At 63.0% G+C, this 21,342-nt stretch carries 25 protein-coding genes, 1 tRNA gene and 1 pseudogene; 22 read left to right on the forward strand and 5 right to left on the reverse strand.

Annotated features, from left to right (window positions below; all coding sequences use genetic code 11):
* The first annotated feature begins 123 nt into the window (after window positions 1-123).
* From hisC to tatC, 12 genes are all read left to right on the forward strand, one after another.
* Window positions 124-1,194, forward strand: coding sequence for a histidinol-phosphate transaminase (hisC, locus tag OKW44_RS31455; protein ID WP_018420067.1), 1,071 nt, complete (start codon window positions 124-126; stop codon window positions 1,192-1,194).
* 115 nt (window positions 1,195-1,309) lie between these two features.
* Window positions 1,310-1,897: an imidazoleglycerol-phosphate dehydratase HisB gene (gene hisB, locus OKW44_RS31460; protein ID WP_018420068.1), complete on the forward strand. Its 588-nt coding sequence runs from the start codon at window positions 1,310-1,312 to the stop codon at window positions 1,895-1,897.
* A 161-nt stretch (window positions 1,898-2,058) separates the two neighbouring features.
* Window positions 2,059-2,700: an imidazole glycerol phosphate synthase subunit HisH gene (hisH, locus tag OKW44_RS31465; protein ID WP_026225712.1), complete on the forward strand. Its 642-nt coding sequence runs from the start codon at window positions 2,059-2,061 to the stop codon at window positions 2,698-2,700.
* A gap of 181 nt (window positions 2,701-2,881) precedes the next feature.
* The gene (gene hisA, locus OKW44_RS31470; protein WP_018420070.1) at window positions 2,882-3,634 is read left to right on the forward strand and encodes a 1-(5-phosphoribosyl)-5-[(5-phosphoribosylamino)methylideneamino]imidazole-4-carboxamide isomerase; all 753 of its coding nucleotides are present in this window, start codon (window positions 2,882-2,884) and stop codon (window positions 3,632-3,634) included.
* 246 nt (window positions 3,635-3,880) lie between these two features.
* Window positions 3,881-4,654: an imidazole glycerol phosphate synthase subunit HisF gene (hisF, locus tag OKW44_RS31475; RefSeq protein ID WP_026225713.1), complete on the forward strand. Its 774-nt coding sequence runs from the start codon at window positions 3,881-3,883 to the stop codon at window positions 4,652-4,654.
* A 4-nt stretch (window positions 4,655-4,658) separates the two neighbouring features.
* On the forward strand, window positions 4,659-5,066 hold the full coding sequence (hisI, locus tag OKW44_RS31480) for a phosphoribosyl-AMP cyclohydrolase (protein ID WP_018420072.1): 408 nt from the start codon (window positions 4,659-4,661) through the stop codon (window positions 5,064-5,066).
* A complete protein-coding gene (locus OKW44_RS31485) occupies window positions 5,063-5,458 on the forward strand; it encodes a phosphoribosyl-ATP diphosphatase (protein WP_018420073.1) in 396 nt (131 codons plus the stop codon). The genes hisI and OKW44_RS31485 overlap by 4 nt, the downstream gene beginning before the upstream one ends.
* 89 nt (window positions 5,459-5,547) lie before the next feature.
* The gene (locus tag OKW44_RS31490) at window positions 5,548-5,943 is read left to right on the forward strand and encodes a DUF4870 family protein (RefSeq protein ID WP_018420074.1); all 396 of its coding nucleotides are present in this window, start codon (window positions 5,548-5,550) and stop codon (window positions 5,941-5,943) included.
* A gap of 93 nt (window positions 5,944-6,036) precedes the next feature.
* Window positions 6,037-6,402, forward strand: a complete 366-nt coding sequence (locus OKW44_RS31495) for a histidine triad nucleotide-binding protein (protein ID WP_018420075.1) — start codon at window positions 6,037-6,039, stop codon at window positions 6,400-6,402.
* A 266-nt stretch (window positions 6,403-6,668) separates the two neighbouring features.
* Window positions 6,669-6,914, forward strand: coding sequence for a Sec-independent protein translocase subunit TatA (tatA, locus tag OKW44_RS31500; protein WP_018420076.1), 246 nt, complete (start codon window positions 6,669-6,671; stop codon window positions 6,912-6,914).
* Window positions 6,915-6,962: 48 nt separating this feature from the next.
* Complete coding sequence (tatB, locus tag OKW44_RS31505; protein WP_018420077.1) at window positions 6,963-7,505, forward strand: Sec-independent protein translocase protein TatB; 543 nt, start codon at window positions 6,963-6,965, stop codon at window positions 7,503-7,505.
* Window positions 7,506-7,539: 34 nt separating this feature from the next.
* Window positions 7,540-8,325 carry a twin-arginine translocase subunit TatC gene (tatC, locus tag OKW44_RS31510; RefSeq protein WP_018420078.1) on the forward strand — a complete coding sequence of 262 codons (786 nt, stop codon included), beginning with the start codon at window positions 7,540-7,542 and terminating at the stop codon, window positions 8,323-8,325.
* 91 nt (window positions 8,326-8,416) lie between these two features.
* On the opposite strand, the gene OKW44_RS31515 is transcribed toward tatC, so the two are convergent.
* Window positions 8,417-9,640 carry a Do family serine endopeptidase gene (locus tag OKW44_RS31515; RefSeq protein ID WP_018420079.1) on the reverse strand — a complete coding sequence of 408 codons (1,224 nt, stop codon included), beginning with the start codon at window positions 9,638-9,640 and terminating at the stop codon, window positions 8,417-8,419.
* A 19-nt stretch (window positions 9,641-9,659) separates the two neighbouring features.
* Here OKW44_RS31515 and OKW44_RS31520 point away from each other — a divergent pair, with 19 nt between their 5' ends.
* The 8 genes from OKW44_RS31520 (at window position 9,660) to OKW44_RS31555 (ending at window position 16,327) form a co-directional block, all read left to right on the forward strand.
* Entirely contained in the window at window positions 9,660-10,406 is a 747-nt protein-coding gene (locus OKW44_RS31520) for a Nif3-like dinuclear metal center hexameric protein (RefSeq protein WP_026225715.1), read from the forward strand.
* A 220-nt stretch (window positions 10,407-10,626) separates the two neighbouring features.
* Window positions 10,627-11,247 (forward strand): ubiquinol-cytochrome c reductase iron-sulfur subunit, encoded by a 621-nt coding sequence (gene petA, locus OKW44_RS31525; protein WP_018420081.1) that lies wholly within the window; start codon window positions 10,627-10,629, stop codon window positions 11,245-11,247.
* Complete coding sequence (locus OKW44_RS31530) at window positions 11,247-12,626, forward strand: cytochrome b (RefSeq protein ID WP_018420082.1); 1,380 nt, start codon at window positions 11,247-11,249, stop codon at window positions 12,624-12,626. The genes petA and OKW44_RS31530 overlap by 1 nt, the downstream gene beginning before the upstream one ends.
* A 23-nt stretch (window positions 12,627-12,649) precedes the next feature.
* Entirely contained in the window at window positions 12,650-13,405 is a 756-nt protein-coding gene (locus tag OKW44_RS31535; protein ID WP_026225716.1) for a cytochrome c1, read from the forward strand.
* 95 nt (window positions 13,406-13,500) lie between these two features.
* On the forward strand, window positions 13,501-14,112 hold the full coding sequence (locus OKW44_RS31540; RefSeq protein ID WP_006052302.1) for a glutathione S-transferase N-terminal domain-containing protein: 612 nt from the start codon (window positions 13,501-13,503) through the stop codon (window positions 14,110-14,112).
* A gap of 67 nt (window positions 14,113-14,179) precedes the next feature.
* Window positions 14,180-14,677 (forward strand): ClpXP protease specificity-enhancing factor, encoded by a 498-nt coding sequence (locus OKW44_RS31545; RefSeq protein WP_018420085.1) that lies wholly within the window; start codon window positions 14,180-14,182, stop codon window positions 14,675-14,677.
* 19 nt (window positions 14,678-14,696) lie between these two features.
* Window positions 14,697-14,772 (forward strand) — tRNA-Thr (locus tag OKW44_RS31550).
* Between the two features lie 430 nt (window positions 14,773-15,202).
* Window positions 15,203-16,327 carry a methyltransferase gene (locus OKW44_RS31555; protein ID WP_018420086.1) on the forward strand — a complete coding sequence of 375 codons (1,125 nt, stop codon included), beginning with the start codon at window positions 15,203-15,205 and terminating at the stop codon, window positions 16,325-16,327.
* 15 nt (window positions 16,328-16,342) lie between these two features.
* On the opposite strand, the pseudogene OKW44_RS31560 reads toward OKW44_RS31555, so the two are convergent.
* Window positions 16,343-17,615: pseudogene (locus OKW44_RS31560) on the reverse strand (TIGR03862 family flavoprotein).
* 444 nt (window positions 17,616-18,059) lie between these two features.
* On the opposite strand from OKW44_RS31560, the gene OKW44_RS31565 reads away from it, so the two are divergent.
* Complete coding sequence (locus tag OKW44_RS31565) at window positions 18,060-18,269, forward strand: DUF1059 domain-containing protein (protein WP_018420089.1); 210 nt, start codon at window positions 18,060-18,062, stop codon at window positions 18,267-18,269.
* Between the two features lie 135 nt (window positions 18,270-18,404).
* Here OKW44_RS31565 and OKW44_RS31570 read toward each other — a convergent pair whose 3' ends face one another.
* Window positions 18,405-18,725, reverse strand: a complete 321-nt coding sequence (locus tag OKW44_RS31570) for a type II toxin-antitoxin system HicA family toxin (protein ID WP_026225718.1) — start codon at window positions 18,723-18,725, stop codon at window positions 18,405-18,407.
* Between the two features lie 363 nt (window positions 18,726-19,088).
* On the opposite strand from OKW44_RS31570, the gene OKW44_RS31575 reads away from it, so the two are divergent.
* Window positions 19,089-19,931 (forward strand): class I SAM-dependent methyltransferase, encoded by an 843-nt coding sequence (locus OKW44_RS31575; RefSeq protein WP_018420091.1) that lies wholly within the window; start codon window positions 19,089-19,091, stop codon window positions 19,929-19,931.
* Between the two features lie 20 nt (window positions 19,932-19,951).
* On the opposite strand, the gene OKW44_RS31580 is transcribed toward OKW44_RS31575, so the two are convergent.
* Together OKW44_RS31580 and OKW44_RS31585 are read right to left on the reverse strand one after the other, a co-directional pair.
* On the reverse strand, window positions 19,952-20,506 hold the full coding sequence (locus OKW44_RS31580; RefSeq protein WP_018420092.1) for a DUF1415 domain-containing protein: 555 nt from the start codon (window positions 20,504-20,506) through the stop codon (window positions 19,952-19,954).
* A gap of 58 nt (window positions 20,507-20,564) precedes the next feature.
* The gene (locus tag OKW44_RS31585) at window positions 20,565-21,212 is read right to left on the reverse strand and encodes a TetR/AcrR family transcriptional regulator (protein ID WP_018420093.1); all 648 of its coding nucleotides are present in this window, start codon (window positions 21,210-21,212) and stop codon (window positions 20,565-20,567) included.
* Between the last annotated feature and the right edge of the window lie 130 nt (window positions 21,213-21,342).

Here is a 21,342-nt window from a genome sequence, read left to right on the forward strand (position 1 = left end):
ACCCGCTCGTGCGACGTATCGAGCCCACCCGCCCCGTTTAATAACGACAATAGAGACCAACCCCAGCGCCCCGCGCTGACGACGCCGACCCGGCGTCTTTCGCCCGGCCCGGCCCCCGAACCTATGACGACACCTCAAGACATCATCCGCAGCGACGTGCTCGCAATGACGAGCTATCCGGTTCCGGATGCCACCGGCTTCATCAAGCTCGACGCGATGGAAAATCCGTTTCCGCTGCCGTCGGAACTTGCGGCGCATCTCGGCCAGCGTCTGGCCGGCGTCGCGCTGAATCGTTATCCGGCGCCGCGCCCCGAGCAGTTGATCGAGCGCATTCGTCACGTGATGGGCGTGCCGGCGGCGTGCGACGTGCTGCTCGGCAATGGCTCGGATGAAATCATCAGCATCATGTCGGTCGCGTGCGCGAAGCCGGGCGCGAAGGTGCTCGCGCCGGTGCCGGGCTTCGTCATGTATCAGATGTCGGCGAAGCTGGCGCATCTCGAATTCGTCGGCGTGCCGCTCAAAGCCGACTTCACGCTCGATACCGACGCGATGCTCGCGGCGATCGCCGAGCATGAACCGGCGATCATCTATCTCGCGTATCCGAACAACCCGACCGGCACGCTGTTCGATGACGCCGAAATCGAGCGCATCATCGCCGCGGCGGGCAAGAGCCTCGTCGTGATCGACGAGGCGTATCAGCCGTTCGCGCAGAAGAGCTGGCTGCCGCGCGCCGACCAGTTCGACAACGTCGTCGTGATGCGCACGGTGTCGAAGCTGGGCCTCGCCGGCATTCGCCTCGGTTACCTGGTCGGCAAGCCCGCGTGGCTGACCGAGTTCGACAAGGTGCGCCCGCCGTACAACACCAACGTGCTGACGCAGGCCGCCGCTGATTTCCTGCTGGACCACATCGGCGTGCTCGATGCGCAGGCCGCGCAATTGCGCGACGAACGCGAGAAACTCGCGCAGGCGGTGGCCGCGCTGCCGGGCGCCGAAGTGTTCGCTAGCGCGGGCAACTTCCTGCTCGTGCGGGTGCCCGATGCGTCGGTATTGATCGAGACCCTGCTAACGGCGCGGATTCTGATCAAAAACGTGAGTAAAATGCATCCATTGCTGGCCAATTGCGTGCGTTTGACCGTCGGTTCGCCGAACGAGAACGCCCAGTTGCTCGCCGGCCTGAAACTCGTGTTGCGGTAACCCGCCGCATTGAGCGGCGGCACTGAGCCGCTGCGTTGAACGGCTGCATTGAGCAGCCCGCCAGTTTGTCCACCCCAAATTACTAGCGCTTTTAAGCCAGATTCGAGGAATTGCCATGCGCCTTGCGGAAGTCGTTCGCAACACCAGCGAAACGCAGATCCGTGTGAAGATCAACCTGGACGGCACCGGCCAGCAGAAGCTGACCACCGGTGTGCCGTTCCTGGACCACATGCTCGACCAGATCGCCCGCCACGGGTTGTTCGACCTCGAGATCGAAGCGCATGGCGACCTGCATATCGACGACCATCACACGGTCGAAGACACCGGCATCACGCTCGGCCAGGCCGTCGCGAAGGCGATCGGCGATCGCAAGGGCATTCGCCGCTACGGCCATTCCTACGTGCCGCTCGACGAAGCGCTGTCGCGCGTCGTGATCGATTTTTCCGGCCGTCCGGGCCTCGAATTTCACGTGCCGTTCACGCGCGCGCGCATCGGCACGTTCGACGTCGACCTGTCGATTGAATTCTTCCGCGGCTTCGTGAACCATGCCGGCGTAACGCTGCACATCGACAACCTGCGCGGCATCAACGCGCACCATCAGCTCGAAACGGTGTTCAAGGCATTCGGGCGTGCGTTGCGCATGGCCGTCGAACTCGACGAGCGCGCGGCCGGACAGATTCCGTCGACCAAGGGCAGCCTCTGACGTAACGGCCGTAGCAGGCTTTAACACGGGTTTCACCGCCTCCAACGTCTTCAGGCCACTCACCTTCAAGCGACTCATCGGGCAGGACCGCATTTGCCGGCTCGTCGTTTGACACCGCGCGGCGGCATCGATGGATCGAGGGCTGAGCGGCCAAACTTGAAATGAAAACTTCGATAGCGATTGTGGATTACGGAATGGGCAACCTGCGCTCGGTTGCCCAGGCACTGCGTAAAGCGGCGCCGGAAGCGGACGTGGCGATCGTCGATCGTCCGGAAGCGATCCGCTCGGCCGACCGCGTGGTGCTGCCGGGCCAGGGTGCGATGCCCGACTGCATGCGCAGTCTCGGCGCGTCCGGTTTGCAGGAAGCGGTCGTCGAGGCGTCGCGCAGCAAGCCGCTGATGGGTGTGTGCGTCGGCGAGCAGATGCTGTTCGACTGGAGCGCCGAAGGCGACACGCCGGGTCTGGGTCTGTTGCCCGGCAAGGTGGTGCGCTTCGAGCTCGAAGGCCAGGTGCAGGACGACGGCTCGCGCTTCAAGGTCCCGCAGATGGGCTGGAACCGCGTGCGTCAGGCGCAGCCGCATCCGCTGTGGGACGGTGTCGCCGACAACGCGTTCTTCTACTTCGTGCACAGCTACTACGTGGTGCCGGACAACCCGGCGCATACGTCGGGCGAAACGGTCTACGGCGTGGCCTTTACCTCGGCGGTAGCGCGGGATAACATCTTTGCCACCCAATTCCACCCTGAAAAGAGCGCCGAGGCGGGTTTGCGCGTGTATCGCAACTTCGTGCACTGGAACCCGTGAACGCCTTTTTTCATCACGTTGCCGCGCGCGCGTCGCGCGGTGCAGCGGTTCCGCATCCGACCGGCGCCACACTGGAGCGCCGAACGAGTTGTACTAAACTAGCGAGACGGTATTGCGGCGGGCTGACTCGCCAGCCGCTGCCGCCGACCTTCAATCCACTCCCAGATAACACCCGATTGCTATGCTGCTGATTCCCGCCATCGACCTGAAAGATGGTCAGTGTGTACGCCTCAAACAGGGCGATATGGACCAGGCGACGATTTTCTCCGAGGAACCGGCGGCAATGGCCCGACATTGGGTCGACCGCGGCGCGCGTCGTCTGCATCTCGTCGATCTGAATGGCGCGTTCGCCGGCAAGCCGAAGAACGGCGATGCAATCCGGGCGATAGTCGATGAAGTGGGCGGCGCGATTCCGGTTCAGCTGGGCGGTGGCATCCGCGACCTGAACACGATCGAGCGCTATCTGGACGACGGTTTGTCGTACGTGATCATCGGCACGGCCGCGGTGAAGAACCCCGGCTTTCTGCAGGACGCGTGCACCGCGTTCGGCGGTCACATCATCGTTGGTCTCGACGCGAAAGACGGCAAGGTCGCCACCGACGGCTGGAGCAAGCTGACCGGTCACGAAGTGGCCGACCTCGCGCGCAAGTTCGAGGACTACGGCTGCGAGTCGATCATCTACACCGACATCGGCCGAGACGGCATGCTGCAAGGCATCAACATCGAAGCGACGGTGCGCCTTGCGCGCGCGGTCAAGATTCCGGTGATCGCGAGCGGCGGCCTGTCGAACCTCGCGGACATCGAATCGCTGTGCGAAGTCGAAGGCGAGGGCATCGAGGGCGTAATCTGCGGCCGCGCGATCTATTCGGGCGACCTCGACTTCGCGGCCGCGCAGACGCTCGCGGACAAGCTGCGCGAAGCCGACGACGCTTAAGCACGGCGTCGGCCGCGCGTGCTGGGCCGGTTGCGCTCGCCGCCGGCGTCGCGCTCACCTCGGCTTGCGGCACTCGCTCGACCGATGGTTTGCCTGTAACGCGCGTCGCACGATTAAGCGCCCGGAACCTCGCCAGCTTCCGGCCGGCACCTCACTCGCGGCGCGACGCAACCGCTCGCGCCGGCACCGTGCCGCTTGCCCGCAAGCGAGCGGCCTCATCAGCGGTATTGGCAGAATTGCACGATCATGGCTCTAGCTAAACGCATCATCCCCTGTCTCGACGTCACCGCGGGCCGCGTGGTCAAGGGCGTCAACTTCGTCGAACTGCGCGACGCGGGCGACCCGGTCGAAATCGCGCGCCGTTACGACGATCAGGGCGCCGACGAACTGACGTTCCTCGACATCACCGCGACCTCGGATCAGCGCGACCTGATTCTGCCGATCATCGAGGCGGTCGCTTCGCAGGTGTTCATTCCGCTGACGGTCGGTGGCGGCGTGCGCGCGGTCGAAGACGTGCGGCGCCTGCTGAACGCGGGCGCCGACAAGATCAGCATGAATTCGTCGGCGGTAGCGAATCCGCAACTCGTGAAGGACGCGACCGCCAAATACGGCTCGCAGTGCATCGTCGTCGCGATCGATGCGAAGCGCGTGTCGGCCGACGGCGAAACGCCGCGCTGGGAAGTGTTCACGCACGGCGGCCGCAAGGCCACCGGTCTCGATGCGGTCGAATGGGCGCGCAAGATGGCCGAGTTGGGCGCGGGCGAAATCCTGCTGACCAGCATGGATCGCGACGGCACCAAGAGCGGCTTCGACCTTTCGCTCACGCGCGCGGTGTCGGACGCGGTGCCGGTGCCCGTGATCGCCTCGGGCGGCGTCGGCAATCTGCAGCATCTCGCCGACGGCATCAAGAGCGGTCGCGCGGACGCGGTGCTCGCCGCGAGCATCTTCCACTATGGCGAACACACGGTCGGCGAGGCCAAGCGCTTCATGGCCGACCAGGGCATTTCGGTGAGGTTGTGACGTGATGAATCCCTCGGCAGTGAACTGGCTCGACAAAGTCAAGTGGGACGCGAACGGCCTCGTGCCGGTGATCGCACAGGAAGCGTCGACGAGCGACGTGCTGATGTTCGCGTGGATGAACCGCGAGGCTCTCGCGAAGACCGTCGAGACCGGCCGCGCGGTGTATTTCTCGCGCTCGCGCCAGCGCCTGTGGTTCAAGGGTGAGGAGTCGGGCCACGTGCAGCATGTGCATGAAGTGCGACTCGATTGCGACGAAGACGTCGTGCTGCTGAAAGTCGAACAGGTATCGGGCATCGCGTGCCACACCGGCCGCCACTCGTGCTTTTTCCAGAAATTCGAAGGCTCGGTGGACGACGGCGACTGGCAGGCCGTCGATCCCGTGCTGAAAGACCCCGAACACATCTACAAATGACGCAATCCACGCAAAACCCGTCGCCCGCCACGACTTCCACGCTTGACACGCTGCTGCGCCTCGCGGCGGTGATCGACAGCCGCAAGGGCGGCGATCCGGACATCTCGTATGTATCGCGCCTGTTCCACAAGGGCGACGACGCGGTGCTGAAAAAGATCGGCGAAGAAGCCACCGAAGTCGTGCTGGCCGCGAAGGACGTGCGCCAGGGCGGCGCACCGAAGGCGCTGGTCGGCGAGGTTGCGGACCTGTGGTTCCACTGCCTCGTGATGTTGTCGCATTTCGATCTGAGCCCCGCCGACGTGATCGCCGAACTCGAGCGTCGCGAAGGCCTGTCGGGCATCGAGGAAAAGGCGCTGCGCAAGAGCCGCGAGCGCGAGGAAAGCGGCGACTGAGCAGCCGGAGCGGAAATCTGGCGTTTCCGCTTGAAGTCGCGCGCGCGCCACCAATATAGCGGTAACCGCACCTCCGGGAGGACGCAAGCATGGAACAGCCGCAAGGAAGCTATCCGCCGCCGGTCTACCGCCACGCGATGGAGCCTGAGCGCGAGCGCAGCCTGCGCACGCTCACGCACGTGCTGTACGCGCTGTATGCGGTCCACTGGCTGACCGGCGGGCTCACCATTCTGATCGCGATCATCATCAACTACGTCAAACGGTCGGACGTAGCCGGCACGCCGTACGAAGCGCACTTCGAATGGCAGATCCGCACGTTCTGGCTGGGCCTCATCGGTTACGCGATCGGCGCGTTGCTGCTGCTCGTCGTGATCGGCATTCCGGTGCTGTGGGCAGTCAGCATATGGATGTTGTACCGTATTATCAAAGGGTGGCTGTATCTGTACGATAACAAGCCGTTCGCGAATCCGGCCAGTTGGGTCTGAACGCTAGCCGGTCCGTATGGCCGGGCCGGCTTTCGGATCGAACTTCGGCGCGGGCGGCTTCGCTCGCCTAAGTCATACCGCGTCAGGAATACGATGAGTCACGATCCGAACTGCCTTTTCTGCAAGATTGCCGCTGGCGAAATCCCGTCGACCAGGGTCCACGAAGACGACGAGTTCGTCGCCTTCCGCGACATCCGTCCGGCGGCCGAAACGCATGTGCTGGTGATTCCTCGCAAGCACATTGCAACGCTGTCGAACTGCACGGAAAGCGACGCGCCTCTGCTTGGTAGAATGCTTATCTTGGCCGCGCGACTGGCCGAACAATTGGGGGTCGCGTATAACGGCGGCGAAACGGGCTTTCGCACGGTAATCAATACCGGTCCGGGCGGTGGTCAGGAGGTGTATCACCTGCACGCGCACATTCTCGCGGGACCGCGTCCATGGCAACGCATGGGCTGAGCGCCGGTTCATGCGCGATGCGTGGCAAGTGCGCACCGCCGCGAGTTTTGGTCGAGGACAATAGCGCTGCCGTTGTTTTTACCGCTGTGTAATAACGTCGACGCGATCGTGTGGCCACAATGACAGGCGTAGAGACGTTGGCCACATTGCGAGCGAGGCGGTGCAGCCTGCGGTAACGTAGAGATATATGGAGATGAAGCGCACGCGCTTCAGGTTATGCAAATTGGCCGCATCGAGATGCGGCGCCGGGGTTAAGGAGAGTAGTCATGGGTTCGTTGAGTATTTGGCATTGGTTGATCGTTCTGTTGATCGTCGCGCTCGTGTTCGGCACGAAGAAGCTGCGCAACATCGGCAGCGATCTGGGCGGCGCCGTGAAGGGCTTCAAGGAAGGCGTGAAGGAAGCCGATTCGTCGTCGGCCGACGCGCAACAGCAGCAGCGCGAGCTGCCGCGAAACGGCGCGGTGGACGTCGAAGCGAAGGAAAAGACGCAGCAATCGAGCGATTACCGCTAAGCCGCGGCCTTCGCGCCGTTCCCGCGTTTCTGACGGACATTCCACTTCATGCTGGACCTCGGTCTAACCAAGATGGCGCTGATCGGCGTCGTCGCGCTGGTCGTCCTCGGGCCTGAGCGCCTGCCGCGCGTCGCCCGCACGGCCGGCGCGCTGTTCGGCCGCGCACAGCGGTACATCAACGACGTTAAGGCCGAAGTCACGCGCGAAATCGAGCTCGACGAATTGCGGCGCATGAAGACCGAGTTCGAGAAGGCCGCGAGCAATGTCGAAACGTCGGTTCAGGACAATCTGCGCAAGCACGAGAATGAACTGAACGAAGCATGGAATAGCGGTACGTCGGTGTCGCCGAGCATCGCCGGCGGCGCGCTCGAAGACGCCGGCAGCGGGGCCAGCGGCAGCGCAAGTGCCACCTCGTGGCCGGTCAGTACGCCGGCCGCCGCGCCCAAACGCAAGACCTGGCGCGTCCAGCAGAGCGCCACGCCCACCTGGTACAAGCGAGCGAGCCTGCGGCGCACGCGCGTGCAGTCGGGTGCCGCGCGCGTTGCGCGGCACACACCTGCCAACCTGCGTCGTCCGACGCGGTTCTTCTGATGTTCAGATCGACAATCTCTAACCGAGGGCCGGTGTGAGCGACCCCCAGCAATCCCAGAACGAAGGCACTGAAGAGACCTTCATTTCCCACCTCGTTGAACTGCGTGATCGCATCATCCGTGCGGGGCTCGCCGTCGTCGTCGTGTTCATCGGCCTCGTGTACTGGGCGCCGGACATCTTCAAACTGCTCGCCCGTCCGCTGATGATGAATCTGCCGAAGGACGGCAAGATGATCGTCACAGACGTCACTGGCTCGTTCTTCGTGCCGATGAAGGTGACGATGCTGGTCGCCTTCGTGATCGCGCTGCCGGTCGTGCTGTACCAGATCTGGGCGTTCGTTGCGCCCGGGCTCTATCAGCACGAGAAGAAGCTGGTCGCGCCGCTGGTCGCGAGCAGTTACACGCTGTTCCTATGCGGCATGGCGTTCGCGTACTTCGTCGTGTTTCCGACCATTTTCCGCGTGATGGCGCACTACAACGCGCCGCTCGGCGCGGAAATGACAACCGATATCAACAATTACCTGAGCTTCGTGCTGACGATGTTCATCGCGTTCGGCGTCACGTTCGAGGTGCCGATCGTCGTCGTGCTGCTGGTGCGGATGAACGTGGTGACGCTGAAGAAGCTGAAGGAGATCCGGCCGTATGTGATCGTCGGCGCGTTCGTGGTGTCGGCCGTCGTAACGCCGCCGGACGTGTTTTCGCAGCTGATCCTCGCGGTCCCGCTGATTCTGCTGTATGAAGCTGGCATCGTCGCGGCGCGGTTGATCGTCGGCAAGCAGCCGGTGGTCGTGGAGGATGCGAGTCCGCCGCCGTCCAGTTGAGGTGTCGCGAGTCAGTGCCGGGCGTCAAATGAAAAAGGGCAGTTCATTGCGGACTGCCCTTATTCATTGCGTGGAATCGCGGCATTTAGCTTCAGCCGCCTTCGTCATCCGGCTGATCGCCGCCGCCGTTGTCGTCTTCCGTCTGTTTCGGCGGCGGCGGGCGTTTGCCGATCTTCACGTCGAGATCGATCTGATGACCTTTGCGCACCAGATGCACTTTCGCCGCCGTACCGGGCTTGATCTGCGCGATCACGTTCAATAGACGCGTGGTATCGGTGATCGCCTGGCCGTTTACGCTCGTCAGGATGTCGCCGGGCTTGATGCCCGCGCGGTCGGCCGGGCCGCTTTTCAGCACGCCCGCGACAATCGCGCCCGACTTCTGATCGAGCCCGAACGACTCCGCGATTTCCGGCGTTACGTCCTGCGGTTCGACGCCGATCCAGCCGCGCGTGACCGTTCCGGTCGTAATGATGCTCTCGAGCACGCTGCGCGCGGTCGACACCGGAATCGCGAAGCCGATGCCGAGCGAGCCGCCCGAGCGCGAGTAGATGGCGGTGTTGATGCCGAGCAGGTTGCCGTTCACGTCGACGAGCGCACCGCCCGAGTTGCCGGGGTTGATCGGGGCGTCGGTCTGGATGAAGTTTTCGAACGTATTGATGCCGAGATGGTTGCGGCCGAGCGCGCTGACGATGCCCATCGTCACGGTCTGCCCGACGCCGAACGGATTGCCGATCGCGAGCACGACGTCGCCGACGCGGGTCTGGTCCATTCGGCCGAGCGTGATGGTGGGCAGATTGGTCATATTGACCTTGAGCACGGCCAGATCGGTTTCGGGGTCGATGCCGATGACCTTCGCGCTGGCGGTGCGGCCATCGGCGAGCGCGATTTCGATCTGATCGGCGCCGTCGACGACGTGCTGGTTCGTTAGAATGTAACCTTCCGAACTCACTATCACGCCTGAGCCGAGATTCGAGGCAGGCTGCTCCTGCTGCTTGCGATTGTTCCTGTCGCCGAAGAAGTAGCGGAACAGCGGATCTTTGGCGCGCGGGTCGGGAGGCAGCGAGCCATCCTTGCTGGAGAACACGTTGACGACCGCGGGCATGGCCTTTTGCGCCGCTTCGGCATAGGACGTTTCGGCATGGCCAGTGCCGATGCCCGGCGCCACTTCCCGTAGCGCGACGATCGGTTCGGCGAGTTGTCTGCCGAATTGTCCTTGACGCTGCAGCCAATGCGGTTTGAGGGTCGCAATGATGAACATCAGCGCCAACAGCACCGTCACCGCTTGGGCAAATAACAGCCAGAAGCGTCTAAGCATCTGAAGACTAGAGGTCTATATGGATCGGATTGAACTTGAATTGTACTTGAACAATCTCCTTGAAACCGCGCGCTTCAAGGACTATTGCCCGAACGGATTGCAGGTCGAAGGACGCCGCCGGATCAACAAACTCGCGACCGGCGTGACCGCGTCGGTGGCCTTCCTGGAGGCCGCGCTCGACTGGGGCGCGGACGCCGTGCTGGTCCATCACGGCTACTTCTGGCGCAACGAGGCACCGCAGATAACCGGCCGCAAACATGCTCGTTTGAAGCTGCTGCTCGCCAACGACCTGAACCTGTTCGCCTACCATCTGCCGCTCGACGATCATCCCGAGTTCGGCAACAACGCGCAGATCGGCGAGAAGATGGGCTGGATCAGCGACGCGCGTTTCGGCGACAACGATCTGGGCTGGCTCGCCACGCTGCCGATGCCGATCACGCTGTCGCACCTTACCGCGGAAATCGAGCAGACGCTGGGCCGCACGCCGCTCGTGTTCGGCGATTCGGATATGGAACTGCGCCGCGTCGGCTGGTGCACGGGCGCCGCGCAAGGCATGTTCGACGCGGCGATCAACGCGGGTGTCGACGTCTACGTGACCGGCGAGGTATCCGAGTCGGTGATGCATACGGCGGCGGAAAGCGGCGTCGCATTTCTGGCAGCTGGCCACCACGCGACCGAGCGCTTCGGCGTGCAGGCGGTGGGCAAGCATCTGTCCGAATCGTTCGATATCGAACATCTGTTTATCGATATCCCCAATCCCGTTTGAATTGCGAATTGCATTAACGAAGAAAAACGCAGGAATACCGCAGAAGGCACTTAAAAGGGGGCACGAAAAAGTTTGCGATCGGTACGGACAAACCCTGAGTTATCAAGGGCTTCGCACGGTTTTTGGCAATCGGCCCTTGTAAATGGCGACTCCATTCGAGCAAACTAGCGGCGGTAGAAGCGACGTGAAGGAAAAATCCAACTCAGAAGTGGGGCGTGTAATGCGAGACAAAGAAGAGGAACGCGTCGATGGCAGCCGCCGTAACTGGCTGGTAGCGACGACCGTAGCAGGCGGCATAGGAGGTGTTGCCGTTGTCGTACCCTTTGTTAGTTCGTTTGCACCATCCGAAAAGGCCAAGGCCGCGGGTGCCCCGGTCGAGGTCGATATCAGTGGTCTGAAGCCCGGCGACATGATGACGGTCGCCTGGCGTGGCAAGCCGGTGTGGATCATCAACCGCACGGACCGCATGCTCGCCGATGTTCAAAAAGCCGACAGCCAGGTAGCGGACCCCCACTCGCTGAATCCGTTCTCGATGCCGCTGCCGGACTACTGCAACAACGAACTCCGTTCACGCGCCGAGAACAAGCATCTGCTCGTCGCTGTTGCCGTTTGCACGCATCTGGGCTGCACGCCGACGCCGCGCTTCCAGGAAGGCCCGCAGCCGAATCTCCCCGACGACTGGCCCGGCGGCTTCCTGTGCCCGTGCCACGGCTCGACCTACGACATGGCCGGCCGCGTCTTCAAGAACAAACCCGCTCCGCAGAACCTCGACATCCCGCGCTTCATGTTCACGTCGGCGACGGCCCTTGTGATCGGGAAGGACGAAAAAGGAGAAGCGTAATGGCGAGCGAACACGAAGTAGAGACGACCGGGCTGGCTGGTTGGATCGACCAGCGCTTCCCGATGACTGCTACGTGGAAGAAGCACGTTTCCGAGTACTACGCGCCGAAGAACTTCAACTTCTGGTACTTCTTCGGTTCGCTTGCGTTGCTGGTGCTGGTCAACCAGATCGTCACCGGCATATTCCTGACGATGAACTACAAGCCCGACGCGACGCTCGCGTTCTCGTCGGTCGAGTACATCATGCGCGAAGTGCCGTGGGGCTGGCTGATCCGCTACATGCACTCGACGGGTGCGTCGATGTTTTTCGTCGTCGTGTATCTGCACATGTTCCGCGGGCTCATGTACGGCTCGTACCGCAAGCCGCGCGAGCTCGTGTGGATTTTCGGCTGCCTGATCTTCCTGAGCCTGATGGCCGAGGCGTTCTTCGGCTATCTGCTGCCGTGGGGGCAGATGTCGTTCTGGGGCGCGCAGGTGATCGTGAACCTGTTCTCGGCGATTCCGTTCATCGGGCCGGATCTGTCGCTGTGGATTCGCGGCGACTACGTCGTGTCCGACGTCACGCTGAACCGCTTCTTCGCGTTTCACGTGATCGCGATTCCACTGGTGCTGGTCGGCCTCGTGATCGCGCACCTCGTCGCGCTGCACGAAGTCGGCTCGAACAACCCGGACGGCATTGAGATCAAGGCCAAGAAAGGCCCGGACGGCGTGCCGCTCGACGGCATTCCGTTCCACCCGTACTACTCGGTGCACGACTTCATGGGCGTGGCGATCTTCCTGTTGATCTTCGCCGCGATCATCTTCTTCGCGCCGGAAATGGGTGGGTACTTCCTTGAAGCCAACAACTTCATCCCCGCAAATCCGCTGCAGACGCCGCCGGAAATTGCGCCTGTGTGGTACTTCACCGCCTTTTATGCGATGCTGCGCGCCACCACCGATCCATTCAAGATCGTGCTGATGATCGTCATCGCGCTACTCGGGTTGCTGGCGCTCGTGCGCGCGCGCGGCAAGTGGAAGCTCGGTCTGCCGGTGCTTGCGGTGCTGGTGATCGTCGCGATGGTGTTCACCGAATCGAAGTTCTGGGGCGTCGTGGTGATGGGCAGCGCGGTGATTTCGCTGTTTTTCCTGCCGTGGCTGGACCGGTCGCCGGTCAAGTCGATCCGCTACCGGCCGTTCTTCCACAAGGTTTTCTTCGGGATCTTCGTGATCGCGTTCCTGACGCTCGGCTTCCTCGGCACGCGACCGCCGTCGCCGGCCGCGACGCTGATCGCCCAGATCTGCGCGCTGATCTACTTCGCGTTTTTCCTCGGCATGCCCTTCTGGACGCGGCTTGGCAAGTTCAAGCAGCCGCCCGAGCGGGTGCGGTTCAAGCCTCACTAATCGCGAGCCAGGAGAACATGAAGATGAAAAAACTGCTTTCGATGTGCGCGCTGGTCGGCGCGACCGTGCTTGCGCTGTTGGCCGCTCCGGTTCACGCGGACGAGAATTTCCCGCTCGATCGCGCCCCGGACAACACGAACAATTTCGCTTCTTTGCAGCACGGCGCGCAATTGTTTGTAAACTACTGCCTGAATTGCCACAGCGCGAACCTGATGCGCTACAACCGCCTGACCGATCTCGGTATCACGCCGAACGAAATCCAGGCGAACCTGCTGTTCACCACCGACAAGGTCGGCAACACGATGACCGTGGCGATGCGCCCGGAGGATGCGAAAGGGTGGTTTGGGGCGACGCCGCCGGATCTGTCGGTGGAGGCGCGGGCGCGCGGCACGGACTGGCTTTACACGTATCTGCGGAGTTTTTACCGCGACGATACGCGGCCGACCGGCTGGAACAATCTGGTGTACCAAAACGTGAGCATGCCTCACGTGCTGTGGCAGCTTCAGGGGCAGCGCGCGGCGAAATTCGGCGACGAAACCGACGAAAAAACCGGCGAAAAAGTACACAAATTCCTCGGCTTCCAGCAACTGACTCCGGGGACGATGTCGCCGGTAGATTATGATTCTGCTGTGGCCGACCTCGTGTCGTACCTGTCATGGATGTCCGAACCGACGCAGCAAACCCGCAGGCAACTTGGCGTGTGGGTGCTGTTGTTCCTCGGTATCCTGAGCTTTTTCGCCTGGCGACTGAACGCCGCGTACTGGAAACATATCAAATAATCACGCCGCTACATGGCGTGGGGCCGGCGCCAGGAAAAACCTGCTGAACGGTTTTTCCGCGCGCTGGCCCTTCAGCTTTTTGAGGAAACGTAAACATGATGGTTCTGTATTCCGGCACTACTTGCCCGTTCTCCCAGCGTTGCCGGCTGGTGTTGTTCGAAAAGGGCATGGACTTCGAGATCCGCGACGTCGACCTGTTCAACAAGCCGGAAGACATCGCCGTGATGAATCCGTATGGTCAGGTGCCGATTCTCGTCGAACGGGACCTGATTCTGTACGAATCGAACATCATCAACGAGTACATCGACGAGCGCTTCCCGCACCCGCAGCTGATGCCGGCCGATCCGGTCCAGCGCGCGCGTGCCCGCCTGTTCCTGCTCAACTTCGAGAAAGAGCTGTTCGTTCACGTCGGCACGCTCGAAAATGAGAAGGGCAAGGCAGCGGAGAAGAATCACGAGAAGGCGCGCCTCGCGATCCGCGATCGCCTGACGCAGCTCGCGCCGATCTTCCTGAAGAACAAGTACATGCTCGGCGAAGAGTTCTCGATGCTCGACGTCGCGATCGCACCGCTGCTTTGGCGCCTTGACCACTATGGTATCGAGCTGTCGAAGAACGCCGCGCCGCTGATGAAGTACGCCGAGCGCATTTTCAGCCGCCCGGCTTATATCGAAGCGCTGACGCCGTCGGAAAAGGTGATGCGTCGTTGAGTTTGGCTTTGGAGCGCGGACGCCGCATCGCTTCGATGCGGCGTCCGCGCCCGCAAGAGGACTGCTGATGCAAGAGATTTCCACGAAGCCTTATCTGTTGCGGGCGCTCTACGAGTGGTGCACGGATAACGGCTACACACCGCATATCGCGGTCCGCGTCGACAATCAGACGCGCGTGCCCCGTCAGTTCGTGCGCGACAACGAAATCGTGTTGAACATCAGCTTCGAGGCGACCAGCCAGTTGCAGATGGGCAACGAGTGGATCGAGTTCAACGCGCGCTTCTCCGGCAAGTCGCACAAGATCGAGGTGCCGGTCGCCAATATCCTCGCGATCTACGCGCGCGAAAACGGCCAGGGTATGGCGTTCCCGGTCGAATCGGCGGGCGGCGAGGCTCAGGATTCGGGCGCGGATGCCGCGGACGAAGCTGACACGCCGACGGCTCCGCGCGCCGTCGAAACCGCCCCAGCCGACCCGGCCGTGGCCACCGACGCCGACGACAAACCGCAGCCCGACGACGATGGCTCGAAAGGCGGCGGAAGGGCTCGCCTTAAGATCGTGAAATGAAGTAGAATCACGGCCTCATGCCGGCTTAGCTCATCAGGTAGAGCGCTTGACTTGTAATCATGAGGTGGCGGGTTCGAGTCCTGCAGCCGGCACCAGATTGCTTTATCAGCAGTAACTGCAAATGCTAGAAAACCCCGTCGAAGCACACGCTTTGGCGGGGTTTTTCTTTTTTCGGTGGAAATCGGCCGGATCGTTTCTGATGCCGATCACCGAAGCCTTGGCGGGCTCGCTTGCGACGAGGGTTTCACGCACGTCAAAACGTGCGAGGGGCAGCGTGAGGTGAGCCCCGCGATGGCTCAAAAATCACGATATCTCTTTCACCTTGTCGATTGTGGATATTATTGTCTACTTTCGCTGCGTCTAGACTCACCTCATCACCGTCACCAATTCATGCCGCGTCGCGGATCCGCACGGCGGCGGTACGGTACTATTCGGGCGTCGCCCGGGATGGCGGGCCGCCGCCGAAGATCCGGTCCGCTGCCGCGGTCCGCGTCGCCGGCGACGTCACATCGACTCCACTGCACCATGACCAGCCCCGCAACTCTCACCTGGCCAGAAGCCGACGGCCCGCGCACCGCACGCTGGCGTTCCGAGGCGGCCGTGCCGCCGCCGAAGCGCGTCGTCGTCGCCGACGACCGCACCACCGCCGATTCGGCCTACCGCCTCGCCTGCGAAGGCACCGCGCTGCTGTGGCGCGGCGACTTCCAGAACGCGCGCCAACTGCTGCAGGCCGTCACGCGCCGGCTCGAACGCAAGCCGCGCAAGCAGGGAGCGACACCGCTCGACGCGTTCAACCTGCATCGGCAGGCGCAGTCGCAGCGCGCGCGCACGCTCGGCATGATCCTGATTCCGCTCGATGCCGACTACACCATTCCGCTGCATCGCGCGCCCGACGTGCGGCAGGCCTGCATCGAAGCTTATGGACCGGCGACCGGTGACGCGTCCGTCGTGTCGTTGCGCGAGTTGCTCGGTTTGATCGGCGCGCACGAATGGCGCAAGAAGGGCGTCGAGATTGCGGCGCTCGGCGAGCGCATCCATCCGCACTACGGTGTGTTCTCACCGGTGCGCGGCGAGTACGTCGATCTGGTCGCGCGCACGCCGCTGCCGTCGCTGGAGCTCGCGTTCGATATCGGCACCGGCACCGGCGTGCTGGCCGCGCTGCTGGCCAAACGCGGCGTGCGCAAGATCGTCGCGACAGACCAGGATGCGCGCGCGCTTGCGTGTGCTCGTGAAAATCTCGCGCGACTTGGTTTCGCCGAGCAGGTCGAGATCGTGCAGGCCGATCTGTTTCCGGACGGTCGCGCACCGCTCGTCGTCTGCAATCCGCCGTGGGTGCCGGCGCGGCCCGCGTCGCCGCTCGAATACGCGGTCTACGATCCGGACAGCCGCATGCTGGTCGGCTTCCTGAACGGCCTCGCTGATCATCTGACGCAGGGCGGCGAGGGCTGGCTGATCATTTCGGATTTCGCCGAGCACCTTGGGCTGCGTACGCGCGAGTGGCTGCTCGCGGCGATCGAGCACGCGGGGCTCAGTGTCGTGGGACGCGAGGACATTCGTCCACGGCATCCGAAGGCCAGCGATCAGAACGATCCGTTGTATGTTGCGCGAGCGGCCGAGGTCACGTCGTTGTGGCGGCTCAAGGTGCGGTGATGGCGACTGCGCGCGTCACGCCGACGTGCCGTGCGCTTCCAGATACGCGCATGCGCCCCGGCCAGCGACCAGCCCGCTGGCAAAGCAGGCGGTCAGCAGATAACCACCAGTCGGCGCCTCCCAATCGAGCATTTCGCCCGCGCAGAATGCGCCGGGCATCCGGTCGATCATCAGATGCGCGTCCAACGCCTCGAACGGGATTCCGCCCGCCGTACTGATCGCTTCCTCGATTGGTCGCGCGCGCAGCAGTCGGATCGGCAGCGCCTTGATCGCGTGGGCCAGGCCGCGCGCATCGGCGAATGCTTCTTTCGACAGAATCTCGTGCAACAACGCCAGCTTGACCCCGCCGATTCCGATTCGCCCGTGCAGATGGCTCGCAATCGAGCGTGAGCCGCGCGGCCGCGTCACTTCCTCAACGACTCGCTCGAGCGGCAAGCCTGGCGCGAGATCCAGCGCGATCGTGACCTCGCCGCCGGCGAGAATTCGCTCGCGGATCGGCGCCGACAACGCGTAAACCAGGCTCCCTTCGAGGCCCGTTTCGGTCAAAAGTATTTCACCTTGTCGATTGTGGACTTTTCCGTCTACGCCGGTGAGGGAAATCGCGACCGTCTTGATCGGCTGACCTGCGAAACGCTCGCGCAGATACGGGCTCCAGTCCGCGTCGAAGCCGCAGTTCGCGGGACGCAGCGGCGTCACCGGCACGTCGCGCGACGTCATTAGCGGCACCCACGCGGCGTCGGAGCCGAGACGCGGCCAACTGGCGCCGCCGAGCGCGAACACGACCGCGTCGCAGCTGACCGTCTGCTCGCCGTCGGCCGTGTCGAAGCGCAACGCGTGGGCGGCGCCGTCTTCGGATGTTGACGTCCAGCCGCTCCACTTGTGACGCATATGAAACTGCACACCCGCTTCGCGCAGCCGATGCAGCCACGCGCGCAGCATCGGCGCGGCCTTCATGTCGGACGGAAATACGCGCCCCGAACTGCCGACGAACGTCTCGACGCCCAACTCGCGCAACCATGCGCGCAGCGCGTCGGGACCGAACGCGTCGAGTAACGGCGCGATGCGCTCGCGGCGCGAGCCGTAGCGGTCGAGAAACGGCGTGAGGGCTTCCGAATGCGTGATGTTCATGCCCGCCTTTGCCCGCCATCAGGAATTTGCGGCCGACCGACGGCATCGCGTCATATACGTGGACTTGCACGCCGCGCCGGGCAAGCGTCTCGGCGGCCATCAGGCCGGCGGGGCCGCCGCCGATCACGGCGACGCGGGCGGAATCGAGCGGGAATGACATGCGGTTCAGCGGATCAACGGGGGAGAAAAGGCGGTGCGCCGCGATGACCGAGCGGACATGCGGTGCGAAGGGCGCTATTGTCACACCGCGCGCGGCGCGCGGCAAACGCCGACGAACTCTGTCGAACTGTGCTGGGTACTGGCAAATAGGCGGCCATTCGCCCCCGGCGACCGGGCTCGAGTGCCCCAGACCGGAAAATACTGGATTCAGTCTTTCTCCCGGCCGTTGCGCATCGCGTTCACCGCTTGGCTCGCGCCGCACGCGACCTATACTTTTCAAACACCTTCCATCAGTCGCCGTTCGCGTCGATTCTCGCGTTAATCCCCAATCACGTCACTTCCGACGCAGCCGCTGCGGCGCGCTTCATTGCCGCGCGCCGGCAGCCGACGCGCATCGCCTGTCGAATCGGTGGAAGGGTCGATCATCTGGTCCAAGGAGATTGCCATGACCCGCAAATATATCGACTGTCGCGAGTTTCCGAGCGAAACGAACTGCACTGTCGCGCTATCCGCCGACAGCGACGGCGAACTGCTCGAAGCCGCGGTCCAGCATGCCGTCAGCGTTCACAAGCACGCGGATTCGCCGGAGCTGCGCGAGCAGCTGAAGACGCTATTTCATGAGGGAACGCCGCCCGTCGAGGCGCCGCACGCTTGAGATACCCGTGGAAGGGGAGTGTGGAAGCCCGCGTCGCGAGCGGCATACAGCCGCCCGCGTGCGGGCGTGTTGCAGCAGTCTTGTCGTGACACGAGAAACGCGATACCAAGCCAATCTAATCAGGATGCCGACGCGCTAACCCGGATAGGCCTCATCGACCTTCAGCCCGGCGAGCTTGAAGATCACCCGCAACGTCTGCGGCTTGATGTCGCGTCGCGACGCGAGCGTCGTCATCACGAAGTCGAGGACCTTGGCGTACTTGAGCATCGTCAGGCAGGTCTCTAGGTCGACGTTGCCGTCGCGCATGACCTCGGCAAGTCGCAGCATTTCCGTGGAGATGTCGCGAGCCATCTCCAGTTCGAGTTGCTGTTTCTCCGACCACGCCGGCGCGGCGGTGAGCTTCGCCAGCATTTCCTGAAACTTCTGTTCGACATTTCCGTTGGGTACCGTATCCATTGCCGCCTCTTCTGTGATCATCCGAGCGCGCGACCCGTTGCAAAGCCGGCCGCTGCTGGTTACGTAATGTTCGGCCCTTGTTGCGGGACCGCTCTCCCCACATGCATCCGGTTCGCGTGTCCGGTTGCACGGCCGGACAGCCTCCTGTTTTCTCAGCCGGCGCTCAAGCTGTTTTCAGCCATTATCGAGACACTTCCGCGCAACGCCTTTCGAGCAGGAAGTGTTCCTAGTCGACCGCCTGTCTCCCGTGGTCCGGGCGGCGTACTGGCTGGGATTGCTGCACTTTGGGTAAACTGGCAGCAACCTTTCTCTTTTTCCGTCATCTGTCGCACGTTCGCACTGCAATTGATGGCGACCCATACGATGTCCGGCAAAACCCACGAAATCCGTCCCAACCAGTCCGTCGAACTGCTCAAAGAGCTCCACATCCTCACGCGCGACGGCAAGATGAATCAGGACAGCCGTCGCAAGCTGAAGCAGGTCTACCATCTGTTCCAGTTCATCGAGCCGCTACTCAAGGAGCTGAAGGACCAGCAGGGGGCGCTGACGCTCGTCGATCACGGCGCGGGCAAGTCATACCTCGGTTTTATCCTGTACGACCTGTTTTTCAAGGAGTTTCAGGACGTCGCTGGTGGGGCTTCGCACATTTACGGCATTGAAACGCGCGAAGAGCTGGTGACGAAGTCAGAAGAGCTGGCGGCGCGGCTCGGCTTCAAGGGGATGTCGTTTCTGAATCTGTCGGTGGCGGAGTCGATCACGTCGACGCGGTTGCCCGCCGAAATCGACATCGTGACCGCGCTGCACGCGTGCAATACCGCCACCGACGACGCGATCCGTTTCGCACTCGAAAAGCACGCGAAGTACATCGTCGTCGTGCCGTGCTGCCAGGCCGAGGTAGCCGGCGTGCTGCGGCAGAACAAGGGCAAGGCTCTGAAGACCGCGCTGACGGAAATCTGGCGGCATCCGCTGCACACGCGCGAATTCGGCAGCCAGATCACGAACGTGCTGCGCTGCCTGCAGCTCGAAGCGCATGGCTATCAGGTCAGCGTGACCGAGCTGGTCGGCTGGGAACACTCGATGAAAAACGAGTTGATCATCGCGCAATACAAGGACCTGCCGCGACGCCGGCCCGCTGAGCGGCTCGGCGAAGTGCTCGACGCGCTCGGGCTCGATGCGCTGAAGGAGCGATTTTTCGTGCCGGCCTGAGGCGCGGCTGGGCGCTTCACTTAGCGCTTCATCAACGCATCCCAGCCCGCGAGGCCAATGCGCCGCAGCGTTTCCTGATTGCGCTCGTAGATCTCTTCCGCGTCGGGAAAGGCCTGCACGGCTCGCTCGATGCTGTCTTCCCGCAGCAGATGCAAGATCGGATAGGGCGCCCGGTTCGTGTAGTTTTCGATATCGTCGGGCTCGCTGCCTTCGAACTGGTAATGCGGATGAAAGCTCGCGATCTGGATGACGCCTTCGAGCCGTAGCTGCTGGACGAGCCGGTCGGCGAAGAACAGGCAGTCGTTGAAGCCGAGAAAGTCGTCGAACGCGCGCGGCAGAATCAGCAACGTCGTGTCGATGGCGGCGGGGTCGGCGGCGACGAGGGTCTGCAGTTCGGCTTCCAGGTCGGTCAGCACCGCTTCGAGCGTGTGCGCTTCGCTGACCGCATAGCGAATCTGCCCCTTCACATGCGCGGCCTTCGCGAACGGACACAGGTTCAGGCCGATCACGGCCTCCGTCAGCCAATGACGGGTCGCGGCGATAACGGCATCGTGGGATTCGGCGGGCAACGGCATGGCGGACGGATGTGACGGGAAAACGCGCAATTCTAAAGGACCCGGCTGACGGACTGGCTCAGCGAACCGGCTTCTCCGCGCAAGCGGCCGCAATCAACTGCGCGGCGACTTTCGGCGCGGCGAGGATCGGCCCGCAGCCCGGCCCGTAAGTCTGGCTCGCCGCGTACACGCCCTCGATCAGCAGACCGAGCCCATCGGCCAGCGCTTGCGGATCGCCGGCGCCGGCCGCCGTCGACAGTTCGACGAGGCGCGCCATCAAGCGCTGCTTGTTGCGGAACACAAACTGCCGCGCCGGATGCGCGGTATCCGAAAACTCCACCGACACATTCACGAACGGGCAGCCGCGGTAATCGCCGACCGAGGCGCGCACCGCGAGGTCGTCGAAGAACTGCCGAAGCTGCTTCGCCGGCTCGCCCCGATGCTTCTCGAAGCTCTTCTCGACGTAGCGGAAGAACTGCTCGTCCTTCTGCTCCAGATACGCCATCACGAGCTCGTCCTTCGACGAAAACTGCCGGTACAGACTCATCTTGTTCACGCCCGCGCGCTCGATCACCGCATCGACGCCGACCGTGCGCACGCCCTCGCGATAGAACAACTCGCTGGCCGCGCGCAGCAGATGCAGCTGCGCCTGCGGCCCGGCGGTCTGCGCGCCGCGCGCGCGCCGCGCACGAGTACGAGCGGGCTTGGAGGTTTCGCTGTCGGACATCGCAAGTCACCCGAATGAGATTGACGCCTTGACATGTTACCGACCAGTAACTAAGATCGCAACACTATTGTGACCGATCTGTCACAAGTCATTCACCGGGGCCGTAATAATACGAACGGCGCGGCCACCG

The organism is Paraburkholderia lebeckiae (assembly GCF_050436325.1).
In the GTDB taxonomy this organism is placed as follows: domain Bacteria; phylum Pseudomonadota; class Gammaproteobacteria; order Burkholderiales; family Burkholderiaceae; genus Paraburkholderia; species Paraburkholderia tuberum.